The organism is Candidatus Bathyarchaeota archaeon (assembly GCA_026014735.1).
Taxonomy (GTDB): Archaea; Thermoproteota; Bathyarchaeia; order Bathyarchaeales; family Bathycorpusculaceae; genus Bathycorpusculum.
This window is the reverse complement of record JAOZHT010000003.1, coordinates 14,796-40,217: the sequence shown is the minus strand read 5'-3', so window position 1 is coordinate 40,217 and position 25,422 is coordinate 14,796. Positions and strand designations below refer to the sequence as shown.

General features: G+C 51.2%; 31 protein-coding genes. 11 read left to right on the top strand and 20 right to left on the bottom strand.

The window, feature by feature from the left end; all coding sequences use genetic code 11:
- Nucleotides 1–40: 40 nt before the first annotated feature.
- From NWE93_10520 to NWE93_10510, 3 genes are read right to left on the bottom strand one after another with little or no spacing between them, the layout of a single operon-like run.
- A complete protein-coding gene (locus tag NWE93_10520; GenBank protein ID MCW4000662.1) occupies nt 41–1,096 on the bottom strand; it encodes a BtrH N-terminal domain-containing protein in 1,056 nt (351 codons plus the stop codon).
- Nucleotides 1,080–1,514: a hypothetical protein gene (locus NWE93_10515; protein MCW4000661.1), complete on the bottom strand. Its 435-nt coding sequence runs from the start codon at nt 1,512–1,514 to the stop codon at nt 1,080–1,082. Before NWE93_10515 ends, NWE93_10520 begins: the two co-directional genes overlap by 17 nt.
- Nucleotides 1,515–2,228, bottom strand: coding sequence for a hypothetical protein (locus NWE93_10510; protein MCW4000660.1), 714 nt, complete (start codon nt 2,226–2,228; stop codon nt 1,515–1,517).
- 166 nt (nt 2,229–2,394) lie between these two features.
- Here NWE93_10510 and uvrC point away from each other — a divergent pair, with 166 nt between their 5' ends.
- The gene (gene uvrC, locus NWE93_10505; GenBank protein ID MCW4000659.1) at nt 2,395–4,185 is read left to right on the top strand and encodes an excinuclease ABC subunit UvrC; all 1,791 of its coding nucleotides are present in this window, start codon (nt 2,395–2,397) and stop codon (nt 4,183–4,185) included.
- On the opposite strand, the gene NWE93_10500 is transcribed toward uvrC, so the two are convergent.
- Together NWE93_10500 and NWE93_10495 are read right to left on the bottom strand one after the other, a co-directional pair.
- Nucleotides 4,145–4,702 (bottom strand): manganese efflux pump MntP family protein, encoded by a 558-nt coding sequence (locus NWE93_10500; GenBank protein ID MCW4000658.1) that lies wholly within the window; start codon nt 4,700–4,702, stop codon nt 4,145–4,147. The two genes, uvrC and NWE93_10500, sit on opposite strands and share 41 nt — an antisense overlap.
- A gap of 57 nt (nt 4,703–4,759) precedes the next feature.
- Entirely contained in the window at nt 4,760–5,167 is a 408-nt protein-coding gene (locus NWE93_10495) for a nucleoside 2-deoxyribosyltransferase domain-containing protein (protein ID MCW4000657.1), read from the bottom strand.
- Nucleotides 5,168–5,336: 169 nt separating this feature from the next.
- Here NWE93_10495 and NWE93_10490 point away from each other — a divergent pair, with 169 nt between their 5' ends.
- Together NWE93_10490 and NWE93_10485 are read left to right on the top strand one after the other, a co-directional pair.
- Nucleotides 5,337–6,164 carry a sulfite exporter TauE/SafE family protein gene (locus NWE93_10490; protein MCW4000656.1) on the top strand — a complete coding sequence of 276 codons (828 nt, stop codon included), beginning with the start codon at nt 5,337–5,339 and terminating at the stop codon, nt 6,162–6,164.
- On the top strand, nt 6,155–6,538 hold the full coding sequence (locus NWE93_10485; GenBank protein MCW4000655.1) for a DUF1634 domain-containing protein: 384 nt from the start codon (nt 6,155–6,157) through the stop codon (nt 6,536–6,538). The genes NWE93_10490 and NWE93_10485 overlap by 10 nt, the downstream gene beginning before the upstream one ends.
- A gap of 33 nt (nt 6,539–6,571) precedes the next feature.
- Here the strand turns inward: NWE93_10485 and NWE93_10480 are convergent, their stop codons facing one another.
- Nucleotides 6,572–8,077: an NAD(P)/FAD-dependent oxidoreductase gene (locus NWE93_10480; GenBank protein ID MCW4000654.1), complete on the bottom strand. Its 1,506-nt coding sequence runs from the start codon at nt 8,075–8,077 to the stop codon at nt 6,572–6,574.
- A 140-nt stretch (nt 8,078–8,217) separates the two neighbouring features.
- Between NWE93_10480 and NWE93_10475 the strand changes: the two genes are divergently transcribed.
- Nucleotides 8,218–8,961, top strand: coding sequence for a class I SAM-dependent methyltransferase (locus NWE93_10475; GenBank protein ID MCW4000653.1), 744 nt, complete (start codon nt 8,218–8,220; stop codon nt 8,959–8,961).
- Between the two features lie 18 nt (nt 8,962–8,979).
- On the opposite strand, the gene NWE93_10470 is transcribed toward NWE93_10475, so the two are convergent.
- The gene (locus tag NWE93_10470) at nt 8,980–10,125 is read right to left on the bottom strand and encodes a carboxypeptidase-like regulatory domain-containing protein (protein MCW4000652.1); all 1,146 of its coding nucleotides are present in this window, start codon (nt 10,123–10,125) and stop codon (nt 8,980–8,982) included.
- Nucleotides 10,126–10,571: 446 nt separating this feature from the next.
- On the opposite strand from NWE93_10470, the gene NWE93_10465 reads away from it, so the two are divergent.
- On the top strand, nt 10,572–10,808 hold the full coding sequence (locus NWE93_10465) for a hypothetical protein (protein MCW4000651.1): 237 nt from the start codon (nt 10,572–10,574) through the stop codon (nt 10,806–10,808).
- 16 nt (nt 10,809–10,824) lie between these two features.
- Here the strand turns inward: NWE93_10465 and NWE93_10460 are convergent, their stop codons facing one another.
- A complete protein-coding gene (locus NWE93_10460; protein ID MCW4000650.1) occupies nt 10,825–11,325 on the bottom strand; it encodes a DUF1947 domain-containing protein in 501 nt (166 codons plus the stop codon).
- A 34-nt stretch (nt 11,326–11,359) separates the two neighbouring features.
- Nucleotides 11,360–11,977 (bottom strand): VTT domain-containing protein, encoded by a 618-nt coding sequence (locus tag NWE93_10455; protein MCW4000649.1) that lies wholly within the window; start codon nt 11,975–11,977, stop codon nt 11,360–11,362.
- Nucleotides 11,978–12,155: 178 nt separating this feature from the next.
- On the opposite strand from NWE93_10455, the gene NWE93_10450 reads away from it, so the two are divergent.
- Nucleotides 12,156–12,383 carry an LSm family protein gene (locus tag NWE93_10450; protein MCW4000648.1) on the top strand — a complete coding sequence of 76 codons (228 nt, stop codon included), beginning with the start codon at nt 12,156–12,158 and terminating at the stop codon, nt 12,381–12,383.
- A gap of 5 nt (nt 12,384–12,388) precedes the next feature.
- Nucleotides 12,389–12,577 (top strand): 50S ribosomal protein L37e, encoded by a 189-nt coding sequence (locus NWE93_10445; protein ID MCW4000647.1) that lies wholly within the window; start codon nt 12,389–12,391, stop codon nt 12,575–12,577.
- 61 nt (nt 12,578–12,638) lie between these two features.
- Here NWE93_10445 and NWE93_10440 read toward each other — a convergent pair whose 3' ends face one another.
- The 7 genes from NWE93_10440 to NWE93_10410 form a co-directional block, all read right to left on the bottom strand.
- A complete protein-coding gene (locus NWE93_10440; GenBank protein MCW4000646.1) occupies nt 12,639–13,235 on the bottom strand; it encodes a hypothetical protein in 597 nt (198 codons plus the stop codon).
- A 41-nt stretch (nt 13,236–13,276) separates the two neighbouring features.
- Nucleotides 13,277–14,149, bottom strand: a complete 873-nt coding sequence (locus NWE93_10435) for a PDC sensor domain-containing protein (protein MCW4000645.1) — start codon at nt 14,147–14,149, stop codon at nt 13,277–13,279.
- Between the two features lie 88 nt (nt 14,150–14,237).
- A complete protein-coding gene (locus tag NWE93_10430; protein MCW4000644.1) occupies nt 14,238–15,104 on the bottom strand; it encodes a PDC sensor domain-containing protein in 867 nt (288 codons plus the stop codon).
- 107 nt (nt 15,105–15,211) lie between these two features.
- Nucleotides 15,212–15,967 carry a hypothetical protein gene (locus NWE93_10425; GenBank protein MCW4000643.1) on the bottom strand — a complete coding sequence of 252 codons (756 nt, stop codon included), beginning with the start codon at nt 15,965–15,967 and terminating at the stop codon, nt 15,212–15,214.
- A 99-nt stretch (nt 15,968–16,066) separates the two neighbouring features.
- Nucleotides 16,067–16,681 (bottom strand): hypothetical protein, encoded by a 615-nt coding sequence (locus NWE93_10420; protein MCW4000642.1) that lies wholly within the window; start codon nt 16,679–16,681, stop codon nt 16,067–16,069.
- Between the two features lie 133 nt (nt 16,682–16,814).
- On the bottom strand, nt 16,815–17,468 hold the full coding sequence (locus tag NWE93_10415; protein ID MCW4000641.1) for an HAD family hydrolase: 654 nt from the start codon (nt 17,466–17,468) through the stop codon (nt 16,815–16,817).
- 242 nt (nt 17,469–17,710) lie between these two features.
- Nucleotides 17,711–18,136 carry an HIT family protein gene (locus NWE93_10410; GenBank protein MCW4000640.1) on the bottom strand — a complete coding sequence of 142 codons (426 nt, stop codon included), beginning with the start codon at nt 18,134–18,136 and terminating at the stop codon, nt 17,711–17,713.
- Nucleotides 18,137–18,207: 71 nt separating this feature from the next.
- Here NWE93_10410 and NWE93_10405 point away from each other — a divergent pair, with 71 nt between their 5' ends.
- A complete protein-coding gene (locus NWE93_10405; protein ID MCW4000639.1) occupies nt 18,208–19,230 on the top strand; it encodes a hypothetical protein in 1,023 nt (340 codons plus the stop codon).
- Here the strand turns inward: NWE93_10405 and NWE93_10400 are convergent.
- Nucleotides 19,227–20,864 (bottom strand): thiamine pyrophosphate-binding protein, encoded by a 1,638-nt coding sequence (locus NWE93_10400; protein ID MCW4000638.1) that lies wholly within the window; start codon nt 20,862–20,864, stop codon nt 19,227–19,229. The two genes, NWE93_10405 and NWE93_10400, sit on opposite strands and share 4 nt — an antisense overlap.
- 298 nt (nt 20,865–21,162) lie before the next feature.
- Here NWE93_10400 and NWE93_10395 point away from each other — a divergent pair, with 298 nt between their 5' ends.
- Nucleotides 21,163–21,456: an AbrB/MazE/SpoVT family DNA-binding domain-containing protein gene (locus tag NWE93_10395; GenBank protein ID MCW4000637.1), complete on the top strand. Its 294-nt coding sequence runs from the start codon at nt 21,163–21,165 to the stop codon at nt 21,454–21,456.
- The gene (locus tag NWE93_10390; protein ID MCW4000636.1) at nt 21,437–21,841 is read left to right on the top strand and encodes a type II toxin-antitoxin system VapC family toxin; all 405 of its coding nucleotides are present in this window, start codon (nt 21,437–21,439) and stop codon (nt 21,839–21,841) included. The genes NWE93_10395 and NWE93_10390 overlap by 20 nt, the downstream gene beginning before the upstream one ends.
- 13 nt (nt 21,842–21,854) lie before the next feature.
- Here NWE93_10390 and NWE93_10385 read toward each other — a convergent pair whose 3' ends face one another.
- The 3 genes from NWE93_10385 to NWE93_10375 all read right to left on the bottom strand — a co-directional run bounded on the left by NWE93_10385 (nt 21,855) and on the right by NWE93_10375 (nt 24,154).
- Nucleotides 21,855–21,986 carry a hypothetical protein gene (locus NWE93_10385; protein ID MCW4000635.1) on the bottom strand — a complete coding sequence of 44 codons (132 nt, stop codon included), beginning with the start codon at nt 21,984–21,986 and terminating at the stop codon, nt 21,855–21,857.
- Nucleotides 21,987–21,994: 8 nt separating this feature from the next.
- The gene (locus tag NWE93_10380) at nt 21,995–22,918 is read right to left on the bottom strand and encodes a trypsin-like peptidase domain-containing protein (protein ID MCW4000634.1); all 924 of its coding nucleotides are present in this window, start codon (nt 22,916–22,918) and stop codon (nt 21,995–21,997) included.
- A gap of 186 nt (nt 22,919–23,104) precedes the next feature.
- Entirely contained in the window at nt 23,105–24,154 is a 1,050-nt protein-coding gene (locus NWE93_10375; protein MCW4000633.1) for an AbrB/MazE/SpoVT family DNA-binding domain-containing protein, read from the bottom strand.
- Nucleotides 24,155–24,286: 132 nt separating this feature from the next.
- Between NWE93_10375 and pstS the strand changes: the two genes are divergently transcribed.
- Nucleotides 24,287–25,387 (top strand): phosphate ABC transporter substrate-binding protein PstS, encoded by a 1,101-nt coding sequence (gene pstS / locus NWE93_10370; protein MCW4000632.1) that lies wholly within the window; start codon nt 24,287–24,289, stop codon nt 25,385–25,387.
- Nucleotides 25,388–25,422: the final 35 nt, after the last annotated feature.

Below are 25,422 nucleotides of genomic sequence, written 5' to 3'. Positions count from 1 at the left end.
TTCTCGTTGTATACCTGTGATTGGGGCATCTAATTCCCACCTAAAGGTTATCCCTGAGACAGCGGAAAGCCTTCTCTTCGATGTCAGCTATTTCATTGAATCTTTGAGATGCGATTTTAATCTTCTCCGCGGCATCGCCCATCGTTTCTGCAGCCTTAAACATCAACCCTGTCTCTGAGAACCTCTTGCCTGATTGATCAAACATCTCAGCTGCTTCTTGGAGCGCTTTGTTATCTACGATTTGCGCTGCTTCCCGCAGGAATCTGGAATACATGTACCGAAAGCATACACCGCCTGTGCCGCCGATCTCAAAGAAGACGTAAAGCATAAACAGGTTCATTCTTAAATCTCGGTCGCTGAAACTGTTCTGCCACTTCGCAATTTCATTGCTCGCATGTCTCAAGCCTTTTACACCAAGGTTTTTTATCGGGGGGCTCAGCTGAGAATCCACTGTTTGTTTAATTGCAGAAAAAATATCTGCTGGTTTTGGCTGGCGAGAATCTCTGAAGTCAAATTCGAGATAAGTGTTTTTTGGGGGAAAAGGCTTGAATGGTGAACCCCTTGCTTTGTATAATTGTTCAAGTGAGACTGGAAAATAAAATCCCTTTTTTAACCCAGACGCCTTGTTATCTATATCAGACGCCAAAACTCTACCTGTGCCGTCAAAGCCGCAGACGACAAAGGTGTGTCCACCGAAGTGATAATCCGCTGGCAGGTCGAACCATGGGAGAAAACCCATATCGCCGAAAACCATCACCGGCTCTTTCCTGACAAGTTTTTCCAATAGCGCATCCTGTGCCTTTTTGGCGCTTGAAGTAGAGACGGACCTGATTTTTACGCCTGTCCTCTTACCAAGGTCTGTAAAGAAATCTTTGTTGTTGCCTCTGCCACCGAGGAAGACATATTTTTGCTGCCCCAACTTCATTTCCCAGTAGATGAAGCCCATTCCTGAGCCAAGCCCCAAAAGCATGTCCTCCGAGAAGGGGTGACCGTAGTGGTGGAAGATTTTTGCTAAAGAATTAGTTTGGCAATGGTAGCCGTCTAGAGCAGGGCAATTTTCGAAGGGCTGTATCTCGGCGTTACCATTTTTGGGCATAGTGCCAGCCGCCCTCAAAGGTTTCCAGCATGCATTTGGTGCATTTGCCATACTCCATCGCTGAAACCGCGAGGATTCGGTCGCCTGCCCAGACTATGTTGAAGATGCGGCTTGGAAAACAAACCGAGCCCGTGTTAGCTTCTTCGCCCATGTAGTCCACGTAGATGTGGGCTTTGGTGGTTGCGAGGGGCGCGAGCGCTTTGAGTTCTTCGGTGGGCTTTTCGCCCAGAGGCAGTATAATCATGAGGTCTTTTTCTTTGAGCAGCGGTTTGAGTTCGTCAAGCAACTGCATGGGGATGCCGCTTATTCTGATGCGCCGCGATTTTTGGATTAACCGCTTTATTTCCGCTACTCCCTCAGTTGGTGTAGCAAAAGTGGTGGAGATTTTCGCCTCGTATTTTCCATCAACAATCGGCATTTATTGGCCTCCTGAGTTCCAGCCCATGTTACTCCATCCTGCGAAGCAGTGTTGGCATTCGTCGTAGAGCATTTCCTCGATTAGGTAGTTGTGGTCTACGGGGTCTTGGAGCGCGGTGAAGGTGCGTTCCTCGTCAAGGATGATGGACATGGAGGGGACTTCTTTGTTTCTGATTATGGATACCATTGCAACTTCGGCTTCTTTGAATTCGGCTTGGGGCACTGCAGGTTTTGCTTCGCCTGGGTAAAGCAGAATTCGGACGACTGCCTCTTTGACGAAGGCATCGCTGACTTTCTTCACAAACGCTGTGGTGGCGTTGTTTATTTCGACGGTTTTGGCTTTAGCTATTTCCTGCTTTAACCCGTCTATTCCAACGTTGACCTTTTTTATCACAAACTTTTCCTTCATGTTTCCCATCTCCGTTTTGAGTGTCGACTGAACCGAATCCAGAAACAGCGCATAGTCGTCTTTGACTTTGTCAAACACAGCTGTGGGCTGGTTTGCTTTGAACAGCAACGGCACGCCCGAGTACACTTTTACCCAGCCCTTACCTTGGAGGGCTTCGAGTACTGTGTAGATTTTGGTGCGGGGCACCCCTGACTTCCCGGATACCCACAGCGCGGTTGCGATGTGCGTATTGAGTAGGGCAAGGTAGGTTTTTGCTTCGTACTCGGTTAAGCCCACTTTCTGGAGCAATTCAACAACGCTCTTCATTGAACAGTCAATACTCAAAAAGGGTGGAAAAAAATAAAAAACTATTGTAACCCCCTGCGGTGACAGCACACCCTCGCCCCACCGCGCTAACGGAGAAACCAAGCAAACCAAAAAAGCAGCCGTTTCCAAATGCCGTTTCAGCCTATATATAGAGGGGGGGTAGACTGTGTGGAGCAACAGACGCCGTAGCATGAGCCTAAAAATCGATGATGACCATTCTGGGCAGAGCCGAGCGCAGACGTTTTTTGGGGTTGATGGGAAATCCTTAATGCGTTGCGCGTTCTGTGAGTTAGCATTGGCAAAGCCCATGATATCTATTTCCGGTCCAGCCGACTTTAAAGCATGCGATGTCCCAGTGGAGCCAGGAGTCTACATTTACCGCGATGAAGCAGGCGAAATCATCTATGTGGGCAAAGCCAAAAACCTGCGCTCACGGGTGAAAAGCTACTTTGCCAATGGCGACCAACCCGCAAAAACCCGCCAGCTCGTCATGCACATCCGCAGCTTAGACTGGGTCATCGTCAACAACGAAGTGGAGGCGCTGCTGCTGGAAAACAAACTCATCAAGCAGCACACCCCCAAATACAACATCAACCTCAAAGACGCCAAAACCTACGCCTACATCGCCCTCACCCGCGAAGCCTACCCGCGCCTGCTGATGAGCCGCAAAGTCAGCCGCAAACTCGAATCCTTCGGCCCATACACCGACGGCTACACCCGCCAAGACCTGCAGCGCCTAGTCGTAAAAGTCTTCAGGCTCCGCACATGCAAAAACCTCCACAAACGCGCCTGCCTCAACTACCACATCCGCCTCTGCACAGCACCCTGCGACGGCAAAGTAACCGCAGAGCAGTACGCAGAACAGGTGGCGGCTGCACGGAGTTTTCTGGGCGGCAACTATGAATCCACTGTGGCGGAACTCAACCAGAAGATGCAAGCTGCCTCCCAAAACATGCAATACGAAACCGCGCTGGAGCTGCGTAACCAAATCGCGTCGATTCGGCTGCTGACACAGCGCCAAATCGTGGATAACGAACGCCGCTTCGACCAGGACGTTATGGTTTTCCGCCGCGTCGGCGAGAAAGTGCGTGTGGTACAGATGGGCGTGCGCAAGGGCGTGCTTTTGGGGAAACGCGAGTTCTCGGTGGATTTGCAGCCGCAGGTCGAAGAGGAGTTCTTGAAGGCTTACTACACCACTAACCGCATACCCCGAGAAATCCTCCTCAACAGCCCCCTCTGGCAGGGCGCAGAGGAAAAGCGGGCGCTCGAAGAATTCCTCTCCGCCAAACGATTAGCGCCTGTATCGTTGACGGTTCCACGCCGCGCAGATAAGCTGGCGCTGGTGAAGCTGGCAGAGAAAAACCTGGAATCCGGCCTTGAAGTGGACAGTGCATTGGTGGATTTGCAGAACAACCTCAACCTCCCAGCGCTGCCCCGAGTGATCGAGTGCTTTGACATCTCCAATTTAGGCACCGAGCATGTGGTGTCGGGGATGGTGGCTTTCCGCGATGCCAAACCAGACAAGAAGAACTACCGCAAATTCAAAATCAAGTCCTTTGTGGGGCAAGACGACTTCGCCGCCATAAATGAGGTGGTTGGGCGCCGCTACAAACGGCAACTCGACGAGAAAAACCCGCTGCCTGACTTAGTCGTCATCGATGGGGGACCAGGACAGGTGGCCGCCGCCAAAGCCGCGCTGGATAAGCTGGGGCTAAAACTTCCGCTGATTGGGCTGGCAAAAGAACACGAGGAAATCTACCTGCCAAATGACCCCGCGCCCCTGCACTTTGAGCGCAACAGCCGCATGATGCTTCTGCTACGGAAAATCCGCGATGCCACACATGACTTCTCGCTGGGATATAACCGCAAACGCCGAGAAATGCAAGTCAGAGAAGAGTTTAAGACGCCTAAGCGAATTAAGCAAGCAGGTGCTCGAGCAGAATCCGCAGGCCAATGATGATAAGAACGGCTCCGCCCACAATTTTTATTCGGTGCCCAAACTGTCGGCCTAAGCCGCAGCCGAAATAGAACCCGACAAAGCTAAACCCAAAAGTGACCGCCCCGATAACGGCAACAGGCACCGCAATTTGGGTTTGCAGAAACGCGAAGCTAAACCCAACCATCAATGCATCGATGCTGGTGGCAACCGCCATAACCAAAAGAGCATGCAACCGCAAATCCGAAACGGCCTTTTCAGTTTGGTTTTTTACGCCGTCATAAACCATTTTGCCGCCGATAAACGCTAGTAGCCCAAACGCTATCCAGTGATCCAGCGCCATCACCGCGTCCTGCAGGCTTAGCCCCACTGCCCAACCCAACACGGGCATAAGCATCTGGAAAACCCCAAAAAACGTCGCGGTTAACAAGGCGCCCCTGCGTCGATTAGCCGTTGCCGCCATGCCGTTGGCAATCGACACTGCGAAGGCATCCATGGCTAAGCCGACTGCGATGAGGATGATGGTTAACGCATCCACTAGGTGCACCGATGGTTGTTGTGTTGGCTTGGCGCAATATAGGCTTTGCGAGCTACGCTACATGAACTCTTTTAGGGTTTGTTCGAGTTCGCTGAAATCGGCTATAATGGCGTCGGAATGGTACACTATCCAGGGGCTCAGGCACTTAATCGACGAGACCACGATGACTGTTTTGCCCCTGCGTTTAGCATAAAACATTTCCATGCAGGCGCCCGCGGAGAGAACCGGCAGATAAACCACCATGATGTCGCATCGGTCAGCGTCATCGAGGTCACGCTGCACAAAATCAAACGTCGGCACCTTATCCCACCAGCACTCCTCCGTGCCGTTGTAGAGCACACGCTCGCGTTTCCAGGGATCGATGATTTCTAAACCTAGCTTCTCAACGGTTTCCGTTATGGGTTCTCGGTAATCCTGCTGCTTCTCCATGCCAAGAATTGGACCGGAAATGAAAACCTTCTTCATATCCAACACAGAAAAGCAAGAAACCTCCTAACAATATATGCTTTGCCAAGATAACCCGCCATGACTCAGGCAAAAAACGCCTCAAATAAGCAAGAAAGCCAATGGTGGAGGCCTAGTTTAATAACTGACCGCTTCATCTGTTGTGAAGTGGAGACTTGCCTTGATAGATATGCTTACGCTGCTGCTGATATCCATAGCCGTCGGGTTCCTGGGTTCACTGACGGGGTTAGGCGGCGCCAGCATCCTCACCCCTATCCTGGTATTAGTCGGGGTTCCTATCCAGGAAGCCATCGCATCCGGCATGGTCGCCATCATCGCCACCTCCAGCGGATCCGCAGCTTCCTTTGTACGCCACCGCATCACTAACCTACGATTAGCCATGTACCTTGAAATGTTCACCATCATCGGCGCCATAGTCGGCGCAACCATAACCGTGCTGATCGCCCCAGTCTTCCTCTACTTCCTCTTCGCCGCCTTCCTTTTAACCTCATTTGTCAACATCAGAAAAGCCTTCCAGGACCAATACACGCCGCCTGCAACACAGGATAAACTCTCAAAATGGCTCAAACTGCAGGGAAGCTACTTTGATAAATCCAAAAACAAAACCGTCGAATACAAAGCCACCAACTCCCTGCTGGGCGGCGCCGGCATGTTTGTGGCAGGAATCGCCGCGGGGATGCTGGGAATCGGTGCAGGCGCCTTTAAAGTCATTGTCCACGAGAAAGTCCTCAAGGTGCCCGCGAAAATATCCACGGCAACCAGCAGCTTTGTCATCGGCATGACGGCGCTTGCGGGGGTCAGCGTATATTTGTTTTCTGGTTTTCTGAATTTGACTTTGATGGCTCCGATGGCTGTGGGCGTCACCGTCGGCGCAGTCATAGGCGGCAGGCTGCTGCATCGCGTCAAAGACCGCTACCTTAGAGTCCTCTTCTTTGCCATCGTTATTATGCTGATTATTCAGATGCTCTACAAAGGAGTGTTAACCATATGGCCGTAGCTGACCCCGAAGCTAAGCTTGAAGCCATCATAAGCGTTCTACTCATCGCCGGCTTGGTTCTCAGCGTCTCTCTTATCTCAGCGGGCCTGCTCCTCTACTACACTGCCTATGGCACCTTGGCGATTTCCCTTAGCCCCAGCGTCCACATAACAGGCGAGAACTTCTTTGCCTTCATCATCCAAACCATCCAGAACCTGACCGCAACCGACAACGCCCTGCTCTTCATGACTTTAGGCATCATTATCCTGATTTTGACGCCTTACATCCGCGCCATCACTTCGTTCTGCTACTTCACCTGGGAAAAAAACTGGAAGTACATGTTGATAACGCTCTTTGTCCTCGTCGTGTTAACGGTTAGTTTAGCGCTACATTGATGATGCATCGCCCGTAAAGGGGCAGATGCTCTGCTATTTCGGGGTTTGCACCTCAAATTTTCTGCCATCCTCCTTGCAGATACCCTTAACCAAGTCACGGCCCATCAAAGTAACCGTGGACAAACCAAGAGTGCCGCCTGCCCACTGCCCCACACCATAAAACCTCGCGAGCCCCGGCAAGGTTTTGAATAAGCCGTTTTTAGTGACTTCCTTTTGGAGGCCGCTTGGCGCAGGCCAGGATTGGCAGCCGCGATACGACGCTGTCCAGCGTTCCGCCGTAAGCGGGGTGGCGACATCCACGGCTTCTATGTGGCTTTGGAAAGTGGGGAACCGTTTCTCCAGCTCCGCCGCGATTTGGTCAGCGACTTTCTGCTTTTCTTTTTTGTAGACTTGGGGGTCGGCGGAAAGCGCTTTCCAGTAGTCATAGTTGGATTCCATCACGACTTTTACGACAGTTTCGCCTTTTGGCGCTATCGTGGGGTCGAAATTGAAGACTTCGATGTCTAATCGGTCATGGGATACGCCTTCCACAGTTAGGGGCTGCTCAAGGAAACGCACGATTGCATGGGGCTCGTTGGGTAACTCCATGTTGACGCCGTACCAGACCTCAAGCCCAAACGACTGCGTTTTCGGGTAAGCTTTAAAGTAGGCTTCGATGGCGGGGGTAACGTATTTGCCTTCGAGTAAACCATAGATGGTGGAGTAGCCGTCAGCGTTGGATACCACCCGCTCCGCATAATGCTCCGAGCCATCCTCAAGCTGCACGCCAACCGCCGTGTTATCTTTGACAATTATTTTTTTGACTTTGGCGTTGTAGGTGACTTCGCCGCCTAGCTCCAGATAGCGCCGCTCGATGTTGCTGGAGAGCATATTGGAGCCGCCGATGGGCCAGCCGCCGTCGCCGTGGCTTTGCACTGAGAGAAAGATAAGCGGAACCAAAACAGGCACCTCCAAAATGTCGTATTGGATGGTGGGGAAGGCTTTGCGTAGGAAGGGGTCGGTGAATTGCTCTGCGTAGTCTTTGATGTTGATTTTGCTGTACTTCATGAGGGCGCCCAGGAGGGGAAGCATTTTGAGTTTTGCCCCCGCACCTCCCATCATGGCGTCGAAGAGGTCGTGTCCACCGAATTTTTTGGTGGTGTGGACGAATTCCTCGATGAGTTTGCTGTCTGCGGGGGAAAGCTGCTGTAGGTGCGTTTCAAGTTTATCTAGGTCGGTGTATAAGCTGAGGGTTTTGCCGTCGGCGTCTTCGACTTGTACGAACTCCTTGAAACTGAACGCCTTTGTGTCTTTTAGGGCGCCGAGTTCCCGCCACACCTGCGTGTAGAGGTTTTCGACTTCGGGGTTAGTGGTGACTCCGAAGACGTTATGGACGGCGTAGTCGAAAATGTAGCCTTTGCGTTTCCAAGACACGCAGACGCCGCCGGGTTTAGCCTGAGCCTCAAAGAGTCTGGTTTTGTAGCCGTTCATTTGGGCATAGCAGCCAGCGGCTAATCCGCCAAGACCAGCGCCGATTATCAGGATGGATTTTTCGCTCACACTTACCCCTAAAAAAAATCACACTTGGCAGTATTAGGCTTTTGCGCGCAGCTGCCTCCATTTTTGGGGACAGGGAAAAAACCACCTGTTTTTTAAGCGCCAAAGTATTAGTTTATGATATGCGAAGTTCGCAGCTTTTTTTGGATCAATATCCTACTGACAAAATCAAAAACCACTACCTAGACTACTACGACCCCATCTTGGAACCATACGTTAACAGGGAAGTGAATCTTCTAGAATTAGGCATCAACAGAGGCGGATCACTGATGCTCTGGCACGACTACTTCCCCAAGGGAACAATCACCGGCGTAGACCTGCTGCTGCCAGAGGGCTTTGCCGCAACTGAGCGGATGCATCTTTTCAGGGGCAACCAGGAGAACACGGCATTTCTCACAAGGGTTGCAATGGAAGTTGCGCCCGGTGGATTTGACATAATCATCGACGACGCATCACACATTGGAGAATTCACCAAGACCGCTTTCTGGCATCTTTTTGATAACCACTTAAAACCCGGCGGGCTATACGCGATTGAAGACTGGTTCACTGGGTACTGGGAGGATTGGCCAGATGGAAAAGCCCTCGTTACCCAGAAGCCTCAGGCAACCAGCTTGAAGTGGCGCATGCTGTCTTTTCTGAATTCAAAGGCAAAGAACCATAACGTACCCGTTCCCAGCGTGGTTTATGGGGTAGCCAAAAAGGATTTTCCGTCACACTGTATGGGGATGGCGGGGTTTGTGAAGCAGCTTGTGGATGAGCAGGCAGCATCCTACTTCACCATGGGCTCTAAAGGCGGCGCCTCTAAGAGGCAGTCGAAGTTTGAGAGCCTGCTGGTTACGCCCTCGATTGTATTTGTTAAAAAACGCACAATCAGCGTGGATTCCTAAGAAAAATCAAATAGCGCATCAAAGGTGTAGGGTGCTGCGTTTCTTGAATACAACAAACCCTGCAAAACACGCAGCCAACGCCGCAAACGCACCCAACGCATATTCCGGAACCACAAATATTGATGTGCCACCGTTTGATGCAACCGCTGAACTACACCTGTAACTGGAATCGCCGGGGAACTGAGCCATAACAAAGTATGAGCCAACAGGCAAATCGGGTGCCCAAGTAAACAGATAGGCTCCATCGCTGGCGGTAGTTACTTGACCGATAAATGTCCAGCTTAAAGAGTCGACAGTAGAAGTATATGTTAAGAGCACAGTTTTTCCCCGAAGCGGACTGTTATGAGAATCAGTCAGCAATCCCGTTACTGTTACGGGTTCATTTGGATCTAGCTGTGACGGTTGGCATTGAATTGTTAAGTGTGTGGGGTTTTGGGTCGCCGTGTCAAAGTTGGCTGTGAGGGTTCCCGGTCCATTTATGATTGCTGTGGTCGTCTGTGATGTGGGGGCTGTAATGGTTATCGTGCCTGTTTGAATCCATGCGACAAAGTGGTTTCCGGCGGGATTGGCACTTACCTGCAGGGTTTCTCCGCTGTCATAGTAATACATACCTGAGGGGGTTGTGGTTCCCGAGTATTCGGGGTTAACATCAAGGCTTACCCGGTACTGGGTTTTCCAGAGGGCGGTTGCCGTTTTGGGAGAGTCCATAGTGATGGGGTCTGATTTAAGTTGGGCGCCGGTGGCATCTGCGCTCCATTCTGTGAATAGGTAGCGAATTCCATTTGCGCCATATACGGTTGACCGGGAAAGTTGAGCGTAGGCAGTTGCGCCACTGTTATACCATCCCGTCCCCGAGGGGGTATCATAGGGAGAGGTGACTGTTAGTTTGTATTGATGCTGAAAGCTGAAGGTTTTTATTGTGTATCCGCCACTTGGGGCTATTCCCGAGAGGACCTGGGCAGAATACCAGCGCTCTGAACCCGTTGATGGAGTTAAAGGATTGGGGGTAACTGACCAAGGCTTGTTTTTTCCCACCGTTACAGTTATTGTATCGGGGTAGAGGGGGATAGTTTGGCTAACTTGTTGCCCCTGAGGGTTAATGTAGTTGATTGAGGGCGCTGTAGGTGAGCCTCCCCCAACGATGTTGTAGCTTATTTTCATCATGTAGCCCAAGCTATAGGCAGATGTGGTTGAAGTGAGAACCGTAAAAGTAAGAGATAAAGTGATAAGCATTAGTATTGCTAGAGCCTGCTTTCTCGTTCCAAGTTCCCCTTCCTATTTTTTAAGGGTTGGCTGTTTAGGTATTTAAAATACCATAGATATGTTAGGGGTTTTTTCTATAATATGACTGAACAGGAGCCGACCACGACTGAAAAACGGCCGAATAATGTGCCTAGGCAACTGTTCCAAACAATCAATAGCACTATAGCGTTTTTTCCTTATCGCCTAAAAATTATTTATGCTGACATCCCATCGGGAGGGTAGCTAAATAATTTGTTTCTTTATTGAGCCGAGTACTGTGACTGGTTTGATGTAGTCACATCTTTTTAATACATTTAATCGCTGCTAGTGACGCCGAGCCAACAGAGCTTTTTTGGAGGTGATACTGTTTGAAAGACTTTGATAAAGGCGACCTTAAAGACGAACTTAAGAACGCAGGCTTTGAAGACTGCATTGCAGATAACATTGCTGACCGAGTGAATGACCGCAAAAGCGACAACTGGGACCAGGGCAACGGACGCATGGAAGCTATGAAAGAAATCGATATGCTTATCAACCGCACAAATCAAGCGAACGATAATTTCAGGAAACGCAATACATCACAAACCGCGGCTTCCATGATGTAGACAGACAAGTCCGCTGCTACTCACCCATTGTTTTTATGTACTCCCAAGTTTTGTCGCCCACAAAATGCAGCGTCTTAACAACAGGGCCTTTCTTAGTTTGCCGCGCCGCCTCGGAATCAGCCAACGCCTCAGCCACCGCCAGGGCCTTCCCGAACTTGACATCCACAACCAACACCAAATCGCCCGCTGCAAAATCGCCCTCTACGCGGACGACGCCCGGCGCCATAACGGTTGCGCCCTTGCAGACATAGGGCACAGCACCCATATCTACCACTATACGCGGCGCTTTAGCGGCGAATTCGCCAAAGAGCAGCGTAGGCAGGAGTTTGTCTGCGGATTTATGCAGCAAAGGTTTTCCGCCTATGAGATAAATCTGGCCTACTTCTGTCTCTGCGACTTCCACGTTGCCTTTTCCATCCATGAGCAGTTCTAGGTCCACATGGAGTTTCTGCAGTGTTTCCTCTATGATCTGTTTTGCCTCTCGGGTTTTCAAGGGATATCGGCGTTGTCTGGGCATGTTGGTTCTGTCTATGTGGGTTCTTTGGGGGCTATTATGGTTTTTGTTGCGTCGCTTGAGGTTTAGGTTTTCGGTGCAGGTATTTCTCGGCGAGTTTTGCCAGATCAACTTTTAGTATGATATAGGTTATGATGATGGTTAGGATGATTGACACAACGATGGAGAGGATAAAGGACTCGGTTGGGCTAAACCAGTTAGCCAAGAAGTCACCCGCGATCTCCCCCAAAAACACCCCTACAAGCGCTATAGAAAGCTTCCCCAAGAAGTAGGAGCAGAAAAACTTCGCGGGACTATACTTCATGAGTCCCAGCGGAATAACTATGGGTTCATCGGGGATCGGGCTTGCGGCGGCAGCAAACAAAAGCAGAAACGCCCACCGCTTGATTTTGGCGGAATCTGCATCGAGGCGCTGCCTTCGTTTTTCGCTGAGTTTGCCGCTGACAAAAAAAGTCACCAGATAATGAATTCCTTTAGCCAAAGCTGCGCCTAACGCTATCAAAACGGCGACTGTCAATAGGGCTGCGGGGCCAGGGTTTGCCAGTCCTATCGCGGCTGTGGAGGCAATCAGCAGGTTTGAGGGGCCTGCAAACGGAATCAAATTGAATCCAAAGGATGTTGCGAATATGATTATGAAATCAATTAGTGCAGTCATCCCTTGGGTCACCTTGTCCCAAAACAAAGTTTTTCAGCCTTATAAGTACAAGCTACCATCAGGCAGAAAACTGCGGGGGTATGCTGCTCTTAGATGCCCGATTGTACGGCGTGGTTAGATAGGTTTAAATGGGGAGACTTCAAGTATAGAAGAGATAAAGATACAAGAGGATTCCTATATGAGCGAAATGACAACCGAAATCCTTGAACAAAACCTCAGCAAAATCGTGCTGGTACGCTTAAAAGGCGGGAAAAGCCTCCGAGGCAGACTAAAGGGTTTCGACCAACACTTAAATCTGGTTCTCGAAGAAACAGAAGACACAACTGACGTTGAAGACCAAAAGAAGTTAGGGCTAATAATCGTCCGAGGAGACAACGTAGTCCTTATTTCGCCTCCGCCAAGGTGAGTTAGATGGGAAAAGGCACTCCATCGATGGGCAAACGCCAAGGCAAAACAGTCCACATTATGTGTCGACGCTGCGGCAGACGCGCATACCATGTACGTAATCACCGTTGTGCAGCATGCGGCTTTGGTGAACAAGCAACCATGCGCCGCTACACTTGGCGAACTAAGACTCTGCAGAGGCAAAGAGTCGTATAGTCGCCCGTTATCTCCATTTTAAAGTTTGTTTTATCTTTTGGTTTTCTTTGCTGCTTGAGCTTTAGCTTTGCTTTTTCCAACGATTCGCCATATACATCCAGAAAACCAACCCGATGGTGTTGGCGGATATCATGGGAACCGCGATTTTCTCGAGTATGGACAATGCCTGTGCGTAGGGCACCAAAACCAAAATCAGCCCCATAGCCGCAGACTCCAAAACTAACCCCAAAACAGCCCCCTTCACCAGATACCATTTGCCCGCCAGCCTCGTTGAAACTAACCCTGCGGTCACTCCGATGGCAACCGTGGATAGTGTGCATGGCAAAGCAGTTGCGCCGCCGACGGTGTAGCGGTGTAAGCCTCCGATTAAACCCGCGATTGTTCCGCCGACTGGTCCCCCTGAGACGCCTGCGATCATGGCGGCGAGTTCACGCACGTTTATGATGGTGCCGTCGGCCAGTTTGGTGCCCATGAGTGTGCCGAAGATCGCCAGCAGCCCCAGTACAGTGCCCACGATAATTTTGGTGAACACCGCCTTTTTCGCCAGGGGTGCATTGAGGGGTTTGAGGCCTGTTACGATGAGGGAAACCACAATCATAAAAGAGGCTGTGCCCAGCAGCACAAAGATGCTTGTCAGAGAGCCAGTTAAGTCAGCCATGGCAACTCATGTTTTATTTTGAGGGGTTCTGAATAAAAGCTTTATTGGTTTAGGGGGCGCCAAACAACCAGCCGCCACTCTGTACCATATGCACCCACCGTTGTCCAGTACGCTTCCTTCTCTACCAGATGCTTAGATTCGTCCGAGACGTCTTTATCGTAGTACTGGTAGCTCCCCTGTCCCCAACGTTGCTGGGCAACCTGATGCGCGAAGCTCTGGACCTCGGGGTATTCGATGTAGAGGGGGTCGGTGAAGAGGTTTTTGCTCTGCTGGGTGGGGTCTGGGTCGTAGATGAGGGTGCCGTTTATCTGCATAGACCACATCGAATACATTGGAGCCTCATCTAGGGATTCGATGGCGCCGCGGATGAGCAGGTAGGGCTGGATAACGATGCTAAGTGAACCCATAAATTTGTGGTCTGCATCAAAAATCGGTGCCGACAAAACCACGCCGGGGAACCCCTCAACCAGCGATATCATGTTGCTCATAGCGGGGCGCATAGTCTGATGCATCGCTAGGTTCTGTTCTTGACCGCTGATGTCTTCTCCTTCTATGCTGCTGTAGCTCTGCGGCTCCACCGCCAACAGCACGTCATCTGCGTCGCATGTTGCGGCGTTCACGATCAGCGTGTCGTTAGCTACCAGTTGGTCAAGTACCGCTCGGGCTTGGCTTCCGCTGAGTCCAGTGGCTGAGAGCTGCTGGCAGGCAACTTGCATTGCGGCGTCGAGTTTAGCGAGGTTGATGTCGATGTTGTTTTGGGTTTGCATGAGCTGGCTGAGCATTTCTTGCCCGGCGACTGCGGAAGGGCTGTTTTGCGCACCCGGGTGGTTTGTGTTTAGTTGGTAAATGTTGGCGCTTATTGAGATGATTAGGAGGGCTACAAGGGCAAGCGTTACTGCCTTCAACTTTTCCATTTCTATCAGCTAGTGTTTAGTGAAATTTGGGTTTAAGTGTTATGTAGGTTAGATTTTGGTTTGAAAAGAAAAGTTAAGGGAAAAGGGGTTACTGGTTTAGTGGCTGCGCTATAACTAAACGCCAATCAGTGTTGTAGATGCCCACTGTAGTCCAGAATCCTTCTTTGCTAATTAATGGCCTTGAAGGTGAGAGGTCATCAAAGAAAGAGTATGTGCCATATCCCGATTGCGTATCTACAGCTTGATGAATAAACGTTTGCAGCTCCGTGTAACCCGCATATTCCTCGTCAGTGAAGATATTCTTGCCCTGCTCCCCACTTGTCTTGGCGTTAGCATCATAGATCAACGTGCCGTTTTTCTGCAATGCGTAGATGGTGTAGTAGGTGCCAGTTGCGGAGGCGGATACGATGGGGTGCATAAGCTCCTGCGGCTGGAAAACAATGCTTAAGGAGCCGATGAACTGGTTGTTTGCGTCGAAAATCGGGGAAACCAAAACGATGCCGGGGAACCCCTCGACCAGCATGATGAGGTTGCTTAATGCTGGACGCATTGTTCTGTGCATTTCAACGTTCTGCTCTTGATCTTTAATGTCTTGACCCACTATATCGCTGTAGTTGCTTGGTTGCACCGCCAATAAAACGTCGTTTTCGTCTGCCGTGGCTGCGTTTACGATTATATGCGGGTTCTGCGTGTACAGGTCGCTTAGCACTGTTTCAGCCGCGGAACCGGTTAGTCCTGTAGCGGATAGTTTTTGGCATGCCTCAGAGACAAGGCGGTCTAGCCGCAGAAGCTCTGCGTTGATTGCTGCTGCATCATGAATAAGTGTGGATGCCATTTCCTGTTTGCTGCTTTGCTTTGTGAGGGAAGCGTTGTTGCTCCATTGATAGATGTTGAATGCCAACGACACAATCAACAAGACAACTAAAACTAACGCTATACTCTTACTTTTTGTCATATGTTATCGCTGAATCTTCTATTCAGGTTTAGTTTTAAGGGTTTTGTCGGCAGCTTAGCAGACAAGCAAAGAAAACTCAAAAAATGGCTTCAATGAAAAGCTGCCGGTTAGACAGCTGCCTTAAGATACTGCTCAGTAGGCGTCACGGATTTCACATCAACCGTCGAATTCGCTTTTATGATGAATTCGCTAAGACCCACATGCGAGGCGTCACTGCCCCAATCATAGGTGTAACCCATGCGCGTCCAGGGGTAACGGATGGGGTAATAGGAGTAGATTATGTTGCTGTTAAACCAATCAATGTAATCGTCGGTGGCGGTGCCGGGGAAGCAAAGCTGCGTGGTGGTGTCGTTGATTTCGCAGTCGGGGCTGGGTCGGAAGAGCAAGTCTGGTTTAACCCACATCTCCACGAAGTAGGTGTTGCTTGTGTTGGCGGGTAGCCCCAGAAGCTGCGCTGCCCGAAGCGTGACGTTGTCGGCTGGGTTGTTGGCAAAGAAGGTTTGGATTTGCGGCGCCGCAGTCACCCATGTTTCTCCCCAGCTGGTAGTTATGTTTGCGCCCACGGGGTAGCTGCTGACATATTTGGTCCAAGTTACCATAAGCACAGATGCGTTTTCGCCTTCGCCCATCCAGACCAAGTTGCTGTTGTTGGCTAATATTGGGGTTAAGTTGCTGCTGACTTCGCTTTCTCTGGCAACCATGGCGTCTTCGATTGCGGCTTGGTAGCGCTGCTCAAGGGTTGGTGGCGGCGCAAACGCGGGCACAATCACCAGTGTGTAGAGTTCGGTTATTCCAAGGGTGGCGACTAAGCCGATTATAACGATAGCTATGAGTACGGTGCGGTCTTTAGGCTGATTTCGCAAAGTGTTCCCTCTCTATCTAGGTTAACGGTTAAGCACTTTGCCTTATAAGAAATTTGGTGGAACAGAATTCGCAAAAAAGCAAAAAGGAAAAGAAAGGGGTTACTCGGCTGCTGGATTATAGTAGCCTTTGTCTATTTTCACGAAAATCAGGGGTCCACGGCTCTGCGCCATCTCCCGTGCCCTACGCAACGTGTTGTTAAGGGTGATGAAGAGGCGTTCTTTATCGTTTAGGTTTTCGGCGTATCTCTCGCCAAGCTCCATCTTGAGGAGGTTCTCCGCGAGGATTTCGGTGCCGCAGACTTCGCCGTTTTTGATGAGTGTGGCAACCACGATTTCTTGTAGTTCCTGTTTATGCTCGATTTTTCGCCAGATAGGTTCGGCGTTTTGGATGGTTTTTGCCATCTTGTTCCATTTCTGGGCGTTTTGGTTGCCTATAAGCAGCTTTACGCGTTGTTTCCACTTGCTAAACCAGATGTTGCACCAGACTTTTAGGAATTCATCGAGTTCGTCTGAGTTTTCTCGGAACAGTAATTCCAGCCGCTCGGCGACGTCGCATTGGTTTGATTCTTTACCGATTAGGTTCCAATGGAATTTTAGGTAGTTTGTGAAGTCTTGGCAAGCCACCTGCAATACTTTGCGGTCAGAGCCCACTATATCTAAGGCTTGATCCGCTTCTTTCAGTTTCTCCCCTATTATCATCTCTACGAAATTCATCACGATTCCCGCTGAAGCCCTCTCCAAAATCATTTAAGACCGAGGTTTTAATTAAACTTTATCAGAAAAAACCAATATAACTGGCTTAGGCAAAAAAATACAATATATCCAGTTTGGATATACCCTTCGGGGCTTATTCTACATGCTCTGGAAGCGCACAGACGTTGGGCAACACCAAATCTGGGTTTTCCCGAGCCAGTTCCTCTTGATTGTATAATCCCGTGAGCACCGCAACGGTTTTAGCTCCTGCTGCTTTGCCCGCACGCATGTCATTCACTGAGTCACCTGCGATTAGGCACTCCTGCATGTCAAGGCTCAGGGTTTCTACGCATCGGATCAGTGCTTCAGGCGAGGGTTTGGGTTTGGCGGTGTCCAGTGCCGTGGCGATGTGGCTGAAGTATTGGGCTATGCCGAAGTAGTCGAGTTCTTTCTGGATAACTTGGCTGGGGACAAAACGCATGGTGATTAGGGCAAGCTTGGATTTTTGGGAAAGCGTCTGCAGCGTGGCTGCCACGTTGGGGATCAACCGTGTTTTTCTCTCCGTGTAGGAATGGTACGCATCCAAATAGACGGCTAGAAACTGTTTTGTGTTGCCGCCTGTTAGGTCGTCGATGCTTATGCGTTGCTCGAGGCGCTTGGGGATATCCAGCATAAGCTGGCTGCATGGCGCCTCTTTGTCGATGCCGCAGAAAGCGGTTTTCGCCGCTTCCAAGTAGGCTTCGGTGGAGTCTACCAATGTGCCGTCTAAATCCAAGAATATGCCTTTTGCCTTCAACCTATGCTGCATGACTCGTTCTAAATCTGAGTGGCGCTCTGGTTTCTTAAAGGTTTCCTGCAGGAGAAGCGTTTTCCGCGATTTCCAGGCTCAACAGGGCTTGCTGACGCATTTTATTTTCTATAGGCCCCTTATTTATACCCTAGGCGCCTGGCATAGGGGGGTTGTTTACCGTGGGCATCTGCTGATTCGCCATTAAGGTGACTAAATGGATGCTTGGCAGACCTAAAGTTTATTGGGCGTTTGTTTTCCGTTTAGAATTGTCGGCGTATCGTCTCTGCGTCTTCTTCCAGGTCTTGGGCGCTTCTTGGGCTGGTGCGGTCGCGGAAGGCGCCGTCGTGGCCGCCCAAGTTGTGGGGCCGCATCGGAATCACGTGGATGTGCAGGTGAAAAACCACCTGTCCCCCCGCTTCGCCGTTGTTCTGCACAATCCGCAATCCCTCTGCATCCACTGCATCCCTCACTGCATGGGCAACCCGCTTAGCCACCGAAAACAGGTAAGCGGCTTCCTCCTCGGGGATGTCGTATATGGTGGCGTAGTGCTTTTTTGGTACAACCAAGGTGTGCCCAAGATTAACTGGGTGGTTACTTAGAAACGCCACTACAGTGTCGTCCTCGTAGACGAAGCTTGCGGGAAGCTCTTTTCGGATGATTTTGCAAAAGAGGCAGTTTTCGACCATGGCAATCACACTTTTCAGCGGTTTAGTGGTAGGGGAGAGTTTAATAGAATTCGCGGGTTCAATAATACTTTATGGAAACCTTAGTCGACGATATCGGAAGCTTCCCCCTGCCAGCGGGAATCAAAAGAGACGAGTACGCCCGAGCCTACGAGCAGGCACGCAGCCTCATCAGCAAAGGAGAAGACCCCTTCAAAGACGAGTTCACCGAACGGGTTTTCTGCCGTTCCGTAGTGGACGCCTTCAAGCTCAAGTTGGACTGCGGCTTGGACGTGGCGAATTTTCCTCAGGCATTCAGTGGGCTGCGCCAAGTCGGCGACGCCATCCACAGCGCCATGGAGAAGGGCTCCTTTGTCGTTGAAGAAAAAGAGGCGTTCCTACCCGAAGTTTACGTGCTTAACCATGAGGCTAAGCGGCTAAGCGAAGAGTACGGCAGAAAAATCCAGTTCCGCGTTTCCATATTTGGTCCCATCGAGCAGTACCTTCACGAAATCGGCACTACCGCCTACCCCGACGTCCTCGAGGGCTTCAGCCAAACCATTAATCGCTTCGCCAAAAACAGCATCCTAAACGGCAAATACATCCAAACAGCAGTGGTCTCCATCGACGAGCCCAGTCTGGGCCACAGCAGCTTCAGCGGCACCCCCCAGCAGCTACGGGAAACACTGGAGCGAGCCTACGACTTCAGCGGCGCCACTCGGCAGATTCACCTGCACTTCGCGGCAGGCATCCATGACCTGCTCTCCGTAAAGGGCATAGACGTGCTCTCTTTCGAGTACGCAGCTTCACCCAAGAACATCGACGCCGTCTCCAAAGCCATGCTTGATGGCGCTGACAAGCAAATCCGCGTGGGCATCGCCCGAACCGACATCGACTCCATCTGGGCGGAACAGTACGAGAAAGGCGTCACCCAACCATCCGCAGAGCAGCTAGTGGAGAGCGCCGAGGCGATGCATAAGCGGTTCCGCGCTGCCAAGGAGAAGTATGGTGAGCGAATGACGTTTACGGGTCCCGACTGCGGCTTAGGCAGCTGGCCCAGCCAAGAGGCGGCGGCGCTGGTTTTAAAGCGCTCTGTTGAAGCAGCAAAAAAAACTTAGCCCTCAGCCTTCTGCTCCGAAATCCACGCCATCAATTCCTCGGAGAGTTCATCGCGTTCAGTGACCACTTCGATAAGCGTGAAGCATTCCTGTTTGTGGGCATCCTCCAATGCGCGGTAGAGTTGCTCGCAGCTGCTGCATCGGTAGCCCTTGCCGCCCCAGAGGTCCGCAATATCCGCGTAGTGCCAATCCACCAGTTCATTGAACCCCGCTGAAGGATAAAACAGCTGCTCCATCCCCCAGCGGCGGTTGTTGACTACGAGGAATATGGGGTTGATTTTGTAGCGTGGGCAATGGCAGATTTCTGGGCCCGTCATCTGGAATCCGCCGTCGCCGACCATAACCAGCGGGCGCTTCTTGGCTGCTAAGGCGTAGCCGATGGCTGCTGGAACCGCGAATCCCATGGTGCCATAGAAGGAGGGCGCAAGCACCGCCGAAGCCGCTAAGTTAAGGGAAGCAAAGAGGCAGTTGCCTGTATCGGCGACTAGGGGCATTTCCCCGTATTCGCTAAAAAGCCAGTTTACGGCGTCGACAACCTCGCCCATCACCAACGGCGCAGAGGTAAACTTGCAGGCTCGATTCACCCTAAGAGGCACCTTAACCGGGAAAACCCAGCTTTTCCTTGGCACCCTAGCTTTTGCAAGCTCAGCCACCAACGCCTCAAGCGGCACAGCCCCCAAAACCTGCTCTTCAACGTTGACTTCGCGGTTAAAGCACCAGACTATTTCGCCCCGCTTAGACGACGCCAACTTGGCGCCCAGATTCACATCCGAAAGCATCTCGCCTAAAACCAAAACCAAATCTGACTCCGCCACAACCTTCTCAGCCGCCCTGTTTCCGGCGGCGCCCAGGTAGAGCCCAAAATAGTGGGGTTCATCCGCGCTGGGAAGGTGGTCGCGGGCAAGCATAGTTGAGACGACGGGGAGATTGAGGTTTTTTGCCAGTTGCAGTATCTGCTCTTGGAGGTTGAAGCGGTCAGATTCCACTCCCGCCATAACCACCGGTTTCTCCGCGGATGCCAGCCTTCGGGTTATAAGGTCGGCGGCTCGTTTGAGGTTCACGGCGTCGACGGGCAATGAGGCAGGCGAATGCTTGTTCGCCCGGATTTTTTGGTTAACCACATCGGCGGGTAACTCGATGTAGACGGGCAGCATTGCTTCTTTGCAGACTGATAGGGCACCTGCGATTTTCTCCGCCGCTGATTCGGGGTCGTCGAGGAGTACGGCGTGGGCGGTAATCCGGGAGGCTGCCTCAAGCATGGAACTGCAGGTTTTGACGGTGTGATGCATAAAAAAATCGTTTTGCCGCGCGCTAAGTGGGGGGCCACCCGCAACCACCACCAGGGGCGTCTTCTCCGCGTAGGCGCAGGCAACTGCATTAACCATGTTAAGCAAGCCGGGGCCATACGTGACCACTGCAAGCGCAGGCCTGCGCAGCGCTCTGGCTTCACCTACCGCCGCAAACCCCGCGCCCTGCTCATGCGAGAAAGTGCATAACTGCAAGTCAGCGTCATCTTCGATGAGTTTGAAGAATTTTATTACGAAGTCTCCTGGGATACCGTAGACGCGGCTTATTCCAAGCTGTTTTAACTGCAAAAGCAGATATTCGCCGACGCTGAGGACTTTTTGGGGCATTGTTGTTCATGGAAATTTAGGTGACAGACCATTTAAGGTTGACTAACATAGAAAAATCGCAGGTGCCTGCATTTGCGGGGCTTCTGGGTTTAATTTTCAGGTTCCGGCGGCTGTTTCTTGGCTTTTTGCCCGTGGGCAACTCTTTAAGTCCCAAACGCTTACCGGCGGCCACCCTGCCTCAGGCATCTTCGCGGGTGAGTTATTTCTGAAGCGGCTGCCAGAATAGTATTACTGAGAAAAAAAGGTAATACCAGCAAGTTAAAGTATTACCAAAGCAAAAAGTAATACGGCGAATCCAATGGTTGAAGTTGAAGCCCAAGCCATAACAGTCGTCAGCGTCACAAAGAAGGGGCAAGCCACCATACCCAAAAAGCTGCGGCAGAAATACGGCATAAAAGACAAAGTGCTAATCGTGGAAGAAAAAGGCAAAGGACTCCTGCTAAAACCTCTGCCATCCCCCCGGGACGAGTTTGGCTCGCTCAAGCACCTTTTCCCAGATAAAACAGCACATGAACTAATCGAAGAAGGGCGAGCGGCGGATTATGAAAGAGACAAAAGGTTAATGCGCCTTGTTGGAGTCTCTGACGTTTGATGCTGAACCGCTTGTGGCGTTCTTCTTAGGTGAACCCCAAGCTAAAGCAGTAATAGCCCTTCTGGAGAAAGTCCGAAGCGGCGACGCCGAGGGCTACATCAATATCGCTAATTTAACTGAAGTATACTATGCTATCGCACGCCGATACCCCGACGTAGCCGACGAAAAAATCGAGTCTCTAAGAACTTTTGGCTTACACGTTGTTCCCTTGGATGAGGAAGGCGGTTTATGGCGAAGAGCAGCGCATCTTAAAAACCGGTACGTGCTCTCGCTGGGCGACTGTTTTGCGGTTGCAACGGCGCAGACCCTAAAATCTAAGCTTGTGGTAGGATGCGACAAGCAGCTTAGAGGTCTTGATCTTCAGCTTATAAGAATTGGGAAATAAAGAAGGAGGCTGGTTAATTCCAGCGTTGGTCAATAAACAGCCGCGGCGCAGAGGGCTCGTTGCTGCTGAACTGAGGAATTATGGATGGGCGCTTGCGTAGGGGCGGAGCGGGCAACGGGGAAGGCGGCTCAATTTCCAGGGGCATTTTCGCTATCAGTCCTGTTCGCCTCCATGCGTGGTCGGTGTGAGGGTGGTTTCAAGGAGGGTTTCTCTGCGGATAATGACTGCTTGGACTTCTTTGCCTATGACATCCTCTGAGAGCAAACGGGGCAGGTCATAGAAGTCATGGACGGGTTTGCCGTTGAACTTCACCAGCACATCCCCCATCGCTAAACCAGCCTGCCTAGCGGGGGAACCGGCTTCAACACTGAAAATCATCACGCCCGTCTGCTGATCCAGCCCAGCGGCCTCAGCGATTTCCTCGGGCAAGGCAACGGTGTTGGCGACTATGCCCAAGTATCCACGCTGCGCTTTTTTGCCGGTCATGAGGCGGTCGGCGATGGCTTTAACTTTGTTTGAGGGTATGGCGATGCCGCGTTGCCACACATAGGCGGTGTTTATGCCGATGAGTTGGCCTTCGGCGTCGATGAGGGGCCCGCCGCTGAAGCCTGGGTTAAGCTGCGCGTCGGTTGCGATGACGTTTTCCATGGCGGTTGCGCCTCGCCAGCCCCGGATGGTGCTGTTGACGCTGGTAACCATGCCGCCTGTGGCGGTGGGCTGGGTGCGGTTGAAGGGGTTAGCTAATGCCAGCACATACTGGCCGACAGTGAGTTTTTCGGAGTCCCCCACCGCGATGGGAGTGAACTCGCCGTCTGCCTTAAGCAGTGCCACGTCGTTGTAGGGGTCGGCGCCCACAACTTTGGCCGCATGGGTTTTTTCGCCCTGCCCGACTTTGACGCTGCCGCAGCCCGCCAAAACGTGGTTGCAGGTGACGATGTAGCCGTCGCTTGTCAAAACAACGCCGGTGCCACGGGACATCTGCGCCTTGACGCTTACCACGGACCGCCCGGTTTTTTTGATCAGGGCGCTGGTGGCGTCTGAGAGGGATTTGAGGACTTCAAGGGAGTTTACTGTCATATTTTTCACTGCACAGTAAGTGTTCAGATAAGTATTTGTTGACTAAGACAGGGGCAAACCCAGTCACAGGCAGGCTTAACCGAAAAAAACGGTAGCTGAGGTTGGTTCTACGAAGAAACTATAGAGGGAAGCATCTACCCTAAAGCTGCGGGGCAAAACAGCCTAACCGCTTAACCTGATGAATGCTTAGCTGAGCACGGACTCAACGTTTAGGTTCAGCACAACCTCAGAAATATCAGCGGCGTACTCACCGATGCGACGCAAACTCTCGATAATCAAGCGCAGATTCACGATTTCCTCATGTGAAGCGCTAGGTAACCCCATCACAGCCTCTTTCTCGAGTTTGTGGGCTTGGCTGAGTTTTTCGATAACCGATTCGGCGAGGTTAAAATCATGCTTAAAGAGGGCTTCCATAGAGTTTTCAAACATTGAATTAGCCAGGTTGCTGAGGTCACTGATCTTCCCCATCAACTCCGCTTCCACCGGTTCCTTGAGAAGCAGGGTGTTCTCAGCGATTTTGGTGGCGTGGTCGGCGCTGCGCTCCACGGATTTAGCGATCAACCTGTAGCCAAGGCACTCTTTCTGGTAGCCTAACCCGATTTCTTTAACGACGCGCTGATTAGAAACCGCCAGTTTGAGGAGCCGTACAATGTAGAGGCCGAAGCGGTTGACTTCGCGGTCGGTTTCTATGACTGCTTTGGCGCTGGTGTAGTCGAGTTTTCCGAGGGCTAAAAGGGCTTCTTTTTGCATGGAGGAGCCGATGATGGACATGCGGCTGAGGGCGTTTTGCACGGTGAGTTCAGGATAGTTAAGCAGCACCTGCAACGTTAATTCTGTGGAGGTGTCGATTACGATTTCGGTTCCAACTAGGTAGTGGCGGGCGAAGTGTTTGAGGTAATTCCGCAGCTTTGAGGAGAGAACCTTTTGGCCCTGTGCCCGAATACGCAGGAGGTTGTAGCCGTTTAGGTAAGCGGAGATGGCGGTCCGCATGATGGCGTCGGGGTTGTCGTTGGGGTTAGCTCTAATTAGTGCTTCATCCTGTTTTTCCTTCTTGGGAAAACTCGATGGCGCGATGGAGAGTGAGCCGTCTTCTTCTTCGCGGACTATCATGCTGCTGCCGCGTTTGAGATCGTTTTTGGTTGCCCAGTCTTTGGGGAGGGATAAGATGAAAGTTGAGCCGCCTGTAACCTGCAGTTTTCGTTGTTCTTCGTTTATTTTTTCAGTTTCTTTAGTCAACGTTGACTCCAAGTCTAAACCTTTATGTATTTTTGTTATATTAGATGTATCTATATATACTATAGCTTTTACGTGGGTTTGCTATATAAAACATTTTTGGGGATACCTACACAAAAACCAAGGAAGAATAATATGAACACTAAATATACCATCATAATTGCCATAGTAGCAATCGCAATAATTGCCGGCGCAGTAGTCGCCTACACCTATCTTTCCTCACCAGCATCAACCCCCATCTCAATCAACGCATCCGGAGCCACCTTCCCACAGCCCTTCCTAACCTCCACAATCACCGAATACTCATCGATACACTCAAACGTGCAAATTAACTATCAAGGAGGAGGCAGCGGCAAAGGCATCAGCGACTTAACAAACAAAGTCGTTGACTTCGCCTGCTCAGATGCACCCTTATCCGACACACAGAGAGCCGCAGCACCCGGCGTAGTCCACATCCCCGAAACAATCGGCGCCATCACCGTAGCCTACAACCTCCCCGGTATAGACTCTGGCCTCAAACTCACGGGTCCAATAGTCGCTGACATTTTTATGGGCACCATAACCTCCTGGGATGACCCCGCAATCGCCGCCATCAACCCCGGCGTAACCCTACCTCACCAAAACATAGTCGTCGTTCACCGATCAGACGGCTCTGGAACAACTAACTGGTTCACAAAGTACCTCTCTTTAGTCAGTGAAACCTGGGCAACACACATCGGAGCAAACACAACCGTCCAGTGGCCAGTCGGAACCGGCCAAAGCGGCAACTCCGCCGTCGCAGCAACAGTCACCTCAACCAACTATGCAATCGGATACATCGAATTAGCCTATGCACTCGAAAACAACGTTACAGTTGCAGCAATCAAAAACCCAGCAGGCAACTATGTGCTGCCATCGCTTGAATCCACCACTGCAGCAGCACAATCTCTGCCAACTCCGCTTCCCTCGGGAAGTGACAGCTGGGCAAAAGTAGCCATCCTAAACACCAGCGGCGAACAAGCCTATCCAATCGTTACCCCAACTTACATGCTTGTCTACAAAGACCTCGGTGATATCCCCGATATGACCCTTGAGAAGGCAACGGCAATTGTCCAGTACATCTGGTATGTCGTGCATGACGGTCAGCAAGTTGCTCCTTCACTGCAATATGCAACGCTCCCAGCTAACCTGGTGCAAATCAACGAAGCTACCTTAGGCACTATAACTTTCAAAGGCCAAGCTATCCCCACACACTAAACAGTGAGGGCGCTAGCTATGGCATCCCAAAACCT

What these genes read in the sequence shown, in the direction of transcription:
- NWE93_10440 (MCW4000646.1), bottom strand. Translation starts at nt 13,235, where the DNA reads ATGGCTGACTTAACTGGCTCTCTGACAAGCATCTTTGTGCTGCTGGGC.
- NWE93_10380 (MCW4000634.1), bottom strand. Translation starts at nt 22,918, where the DNA reads ATGACAGTAAACTCCCTTGAAGTCCTCAAATCCCTCTCAGACGCCACC.
- NWE93_10430 (MCW4000644.1), bottom strand. Translation starts at nt 15,104, where the DNA reads ATGACAAAAAGTAAGAGTATAGCGTTAGTTTTAGTTGTCTTGTTGATT.
- NWE93_10460 (MCW4000650.1), bottom strand. Translation starts at nt 11,325, where the DNA reads ATGCCCAGACAACGCCGATATCCCTTGAAAACCCGAGAGGCAAAACAG.
- NWE93_10515 (MCW4000661.1), bottom strand. Translation starts at nt 1,514, where the DNA reads ATGCCGATTGTTGATGGAAAATACGAGGCGAAAATCTCCACCACTTTT.
- NWE93_10455 (MCW4000649.1), bottom strand. Translation starts at nt 11,977, where the DNA reads ATGACTGCACTAATTGATTTCATAATCATATTCGCAACATCCTTTGGA.
- NWE93_10385 (MCW4000635.1), bottom strand. Translation starts at nt 21,986, where the DNA reads ATGCCCCTGGAAATTGAGCCGCCTTCCCCGTTGCCCGCTCCGCCCCTA.
- NWE93_10415 (MCW4000641.1), bottom strand. Translation starts at nt 17,468, where the DNA reads ATGCAGCATAGGTTGAAGGCAAAAGGCATATTCTTGGATTTAGACGGC.
- NWE93_10470 (MCW4000652.1), bottom strand. Translation starts at nt 10,125, where the DNA reads ATGATGAAAATAAGCTACAACATCGTTGGGGGAGGCTCACCTACAGCG.
- NWE93_10420 (MCW4000642.1), bottom strand. Translation starts at nt 16,681, where the DNA reads ATGAATTTCGTAGAGATGATAATAGGGGAGAAACTGAAAGAAGCGGAT.
- NWE93_10435 (MCW4000645.1), bottom strand. Translation starts at nt 14,149, where the DNA reads ATGGAAAAGTTGAAGGCAGTAACGCTTGCCCTTGTAGCCCTCCTAATC.
- NWE93_10405 (MCW4000639.1), top strand. Translation starts at nt 18,208, where the DNA reads ATGGAAACCTTAGTCGACGATATCGGAAGCTTCCCCCTGCCAGCGGGA.
- NWE93_10400 (MCW4000638.1), bottom strand. Translation starts at nt 20,864, where the DNA reads ATGCCCCAAAAAGTCCTCAGCGTCGGCGAATATCTGCTTTTGCAGTTA.
- NWE93_10520 (MCW4000662.1), bottom strand. Translation starts at nt 1,096, where the DNA reads ATGCCCAAAAATGGTAACGCCGAGATACAGCCCTTCGAAAATTGCCCT.
- NWE93_10495 (MCW4000657.1), bottom strand. Translation starts at nt 5,167, where the DNA reads ATGAAGAAGGTTTTCATTTCCGGTCCAATTCTTGGCATGGAGAAGCAG.
- NWE93_10450 (MCW4000648.1), top strand. Translation starts at nt 12,156, where the DNA reads ATGAGCGAAATGACAACCGAAATCCTTGAACAAAACCTCAGCAAAATC.
- NWE93_10510 (MCW4000660.1), bottom strand. Translation starts at nt 2,228, where the DNA reads ATGAAGAGCGTTGTTGAATTGCTCCAGAAAGTGGGCTTAACCGAGTAC.
- NWE93_10490 (MCW4000656.1), top strand. Translation starts at nt 5,337, where the DNA reads ATGCTTACGCTGCTGCTGATATCCATAGCCGTCGGGTTCCTGGGTTCA.
- NWE93_10395 (MCW4000637.1), top strand. Translation starts at nt 21,163, where the DNA reads ATGGTTGAAGTTGAAGCCCAAGCCATAACAGTCGTCAGCGTCACAAAG.
- NWE93_10445 (MCW4000647.1), top strand. Translation starts at nt 12,389, where the DNA reads ATGGGAAAAGGCACTCCATCGATGGGCAAACGCCAAGGCAAAACAGTC.
- pstS (MCW4000632.1), top strand. Translation starts at nt 24,287, where the DNA reads ATGAACACTAAATATACCATCATAATTGCCATAGTAGCAATCGCAATA.
- NWE93_10485 (MCW4000655.1), top strand. Translation starts at nt 6,155, where the DNA reads ATGGCCGTAGCTGACCCCGAAGCTAAGCTTGAAGCCATCATAAGCGTT.
- NWE93_10410 (MCW4000640.1), bottom strand. Translation starts at nt 18,136, where the DNA reads ATGGTCGAAAACTGCCTCTTTTGCAAAATCATCCGAAAAGAGCTTCCC.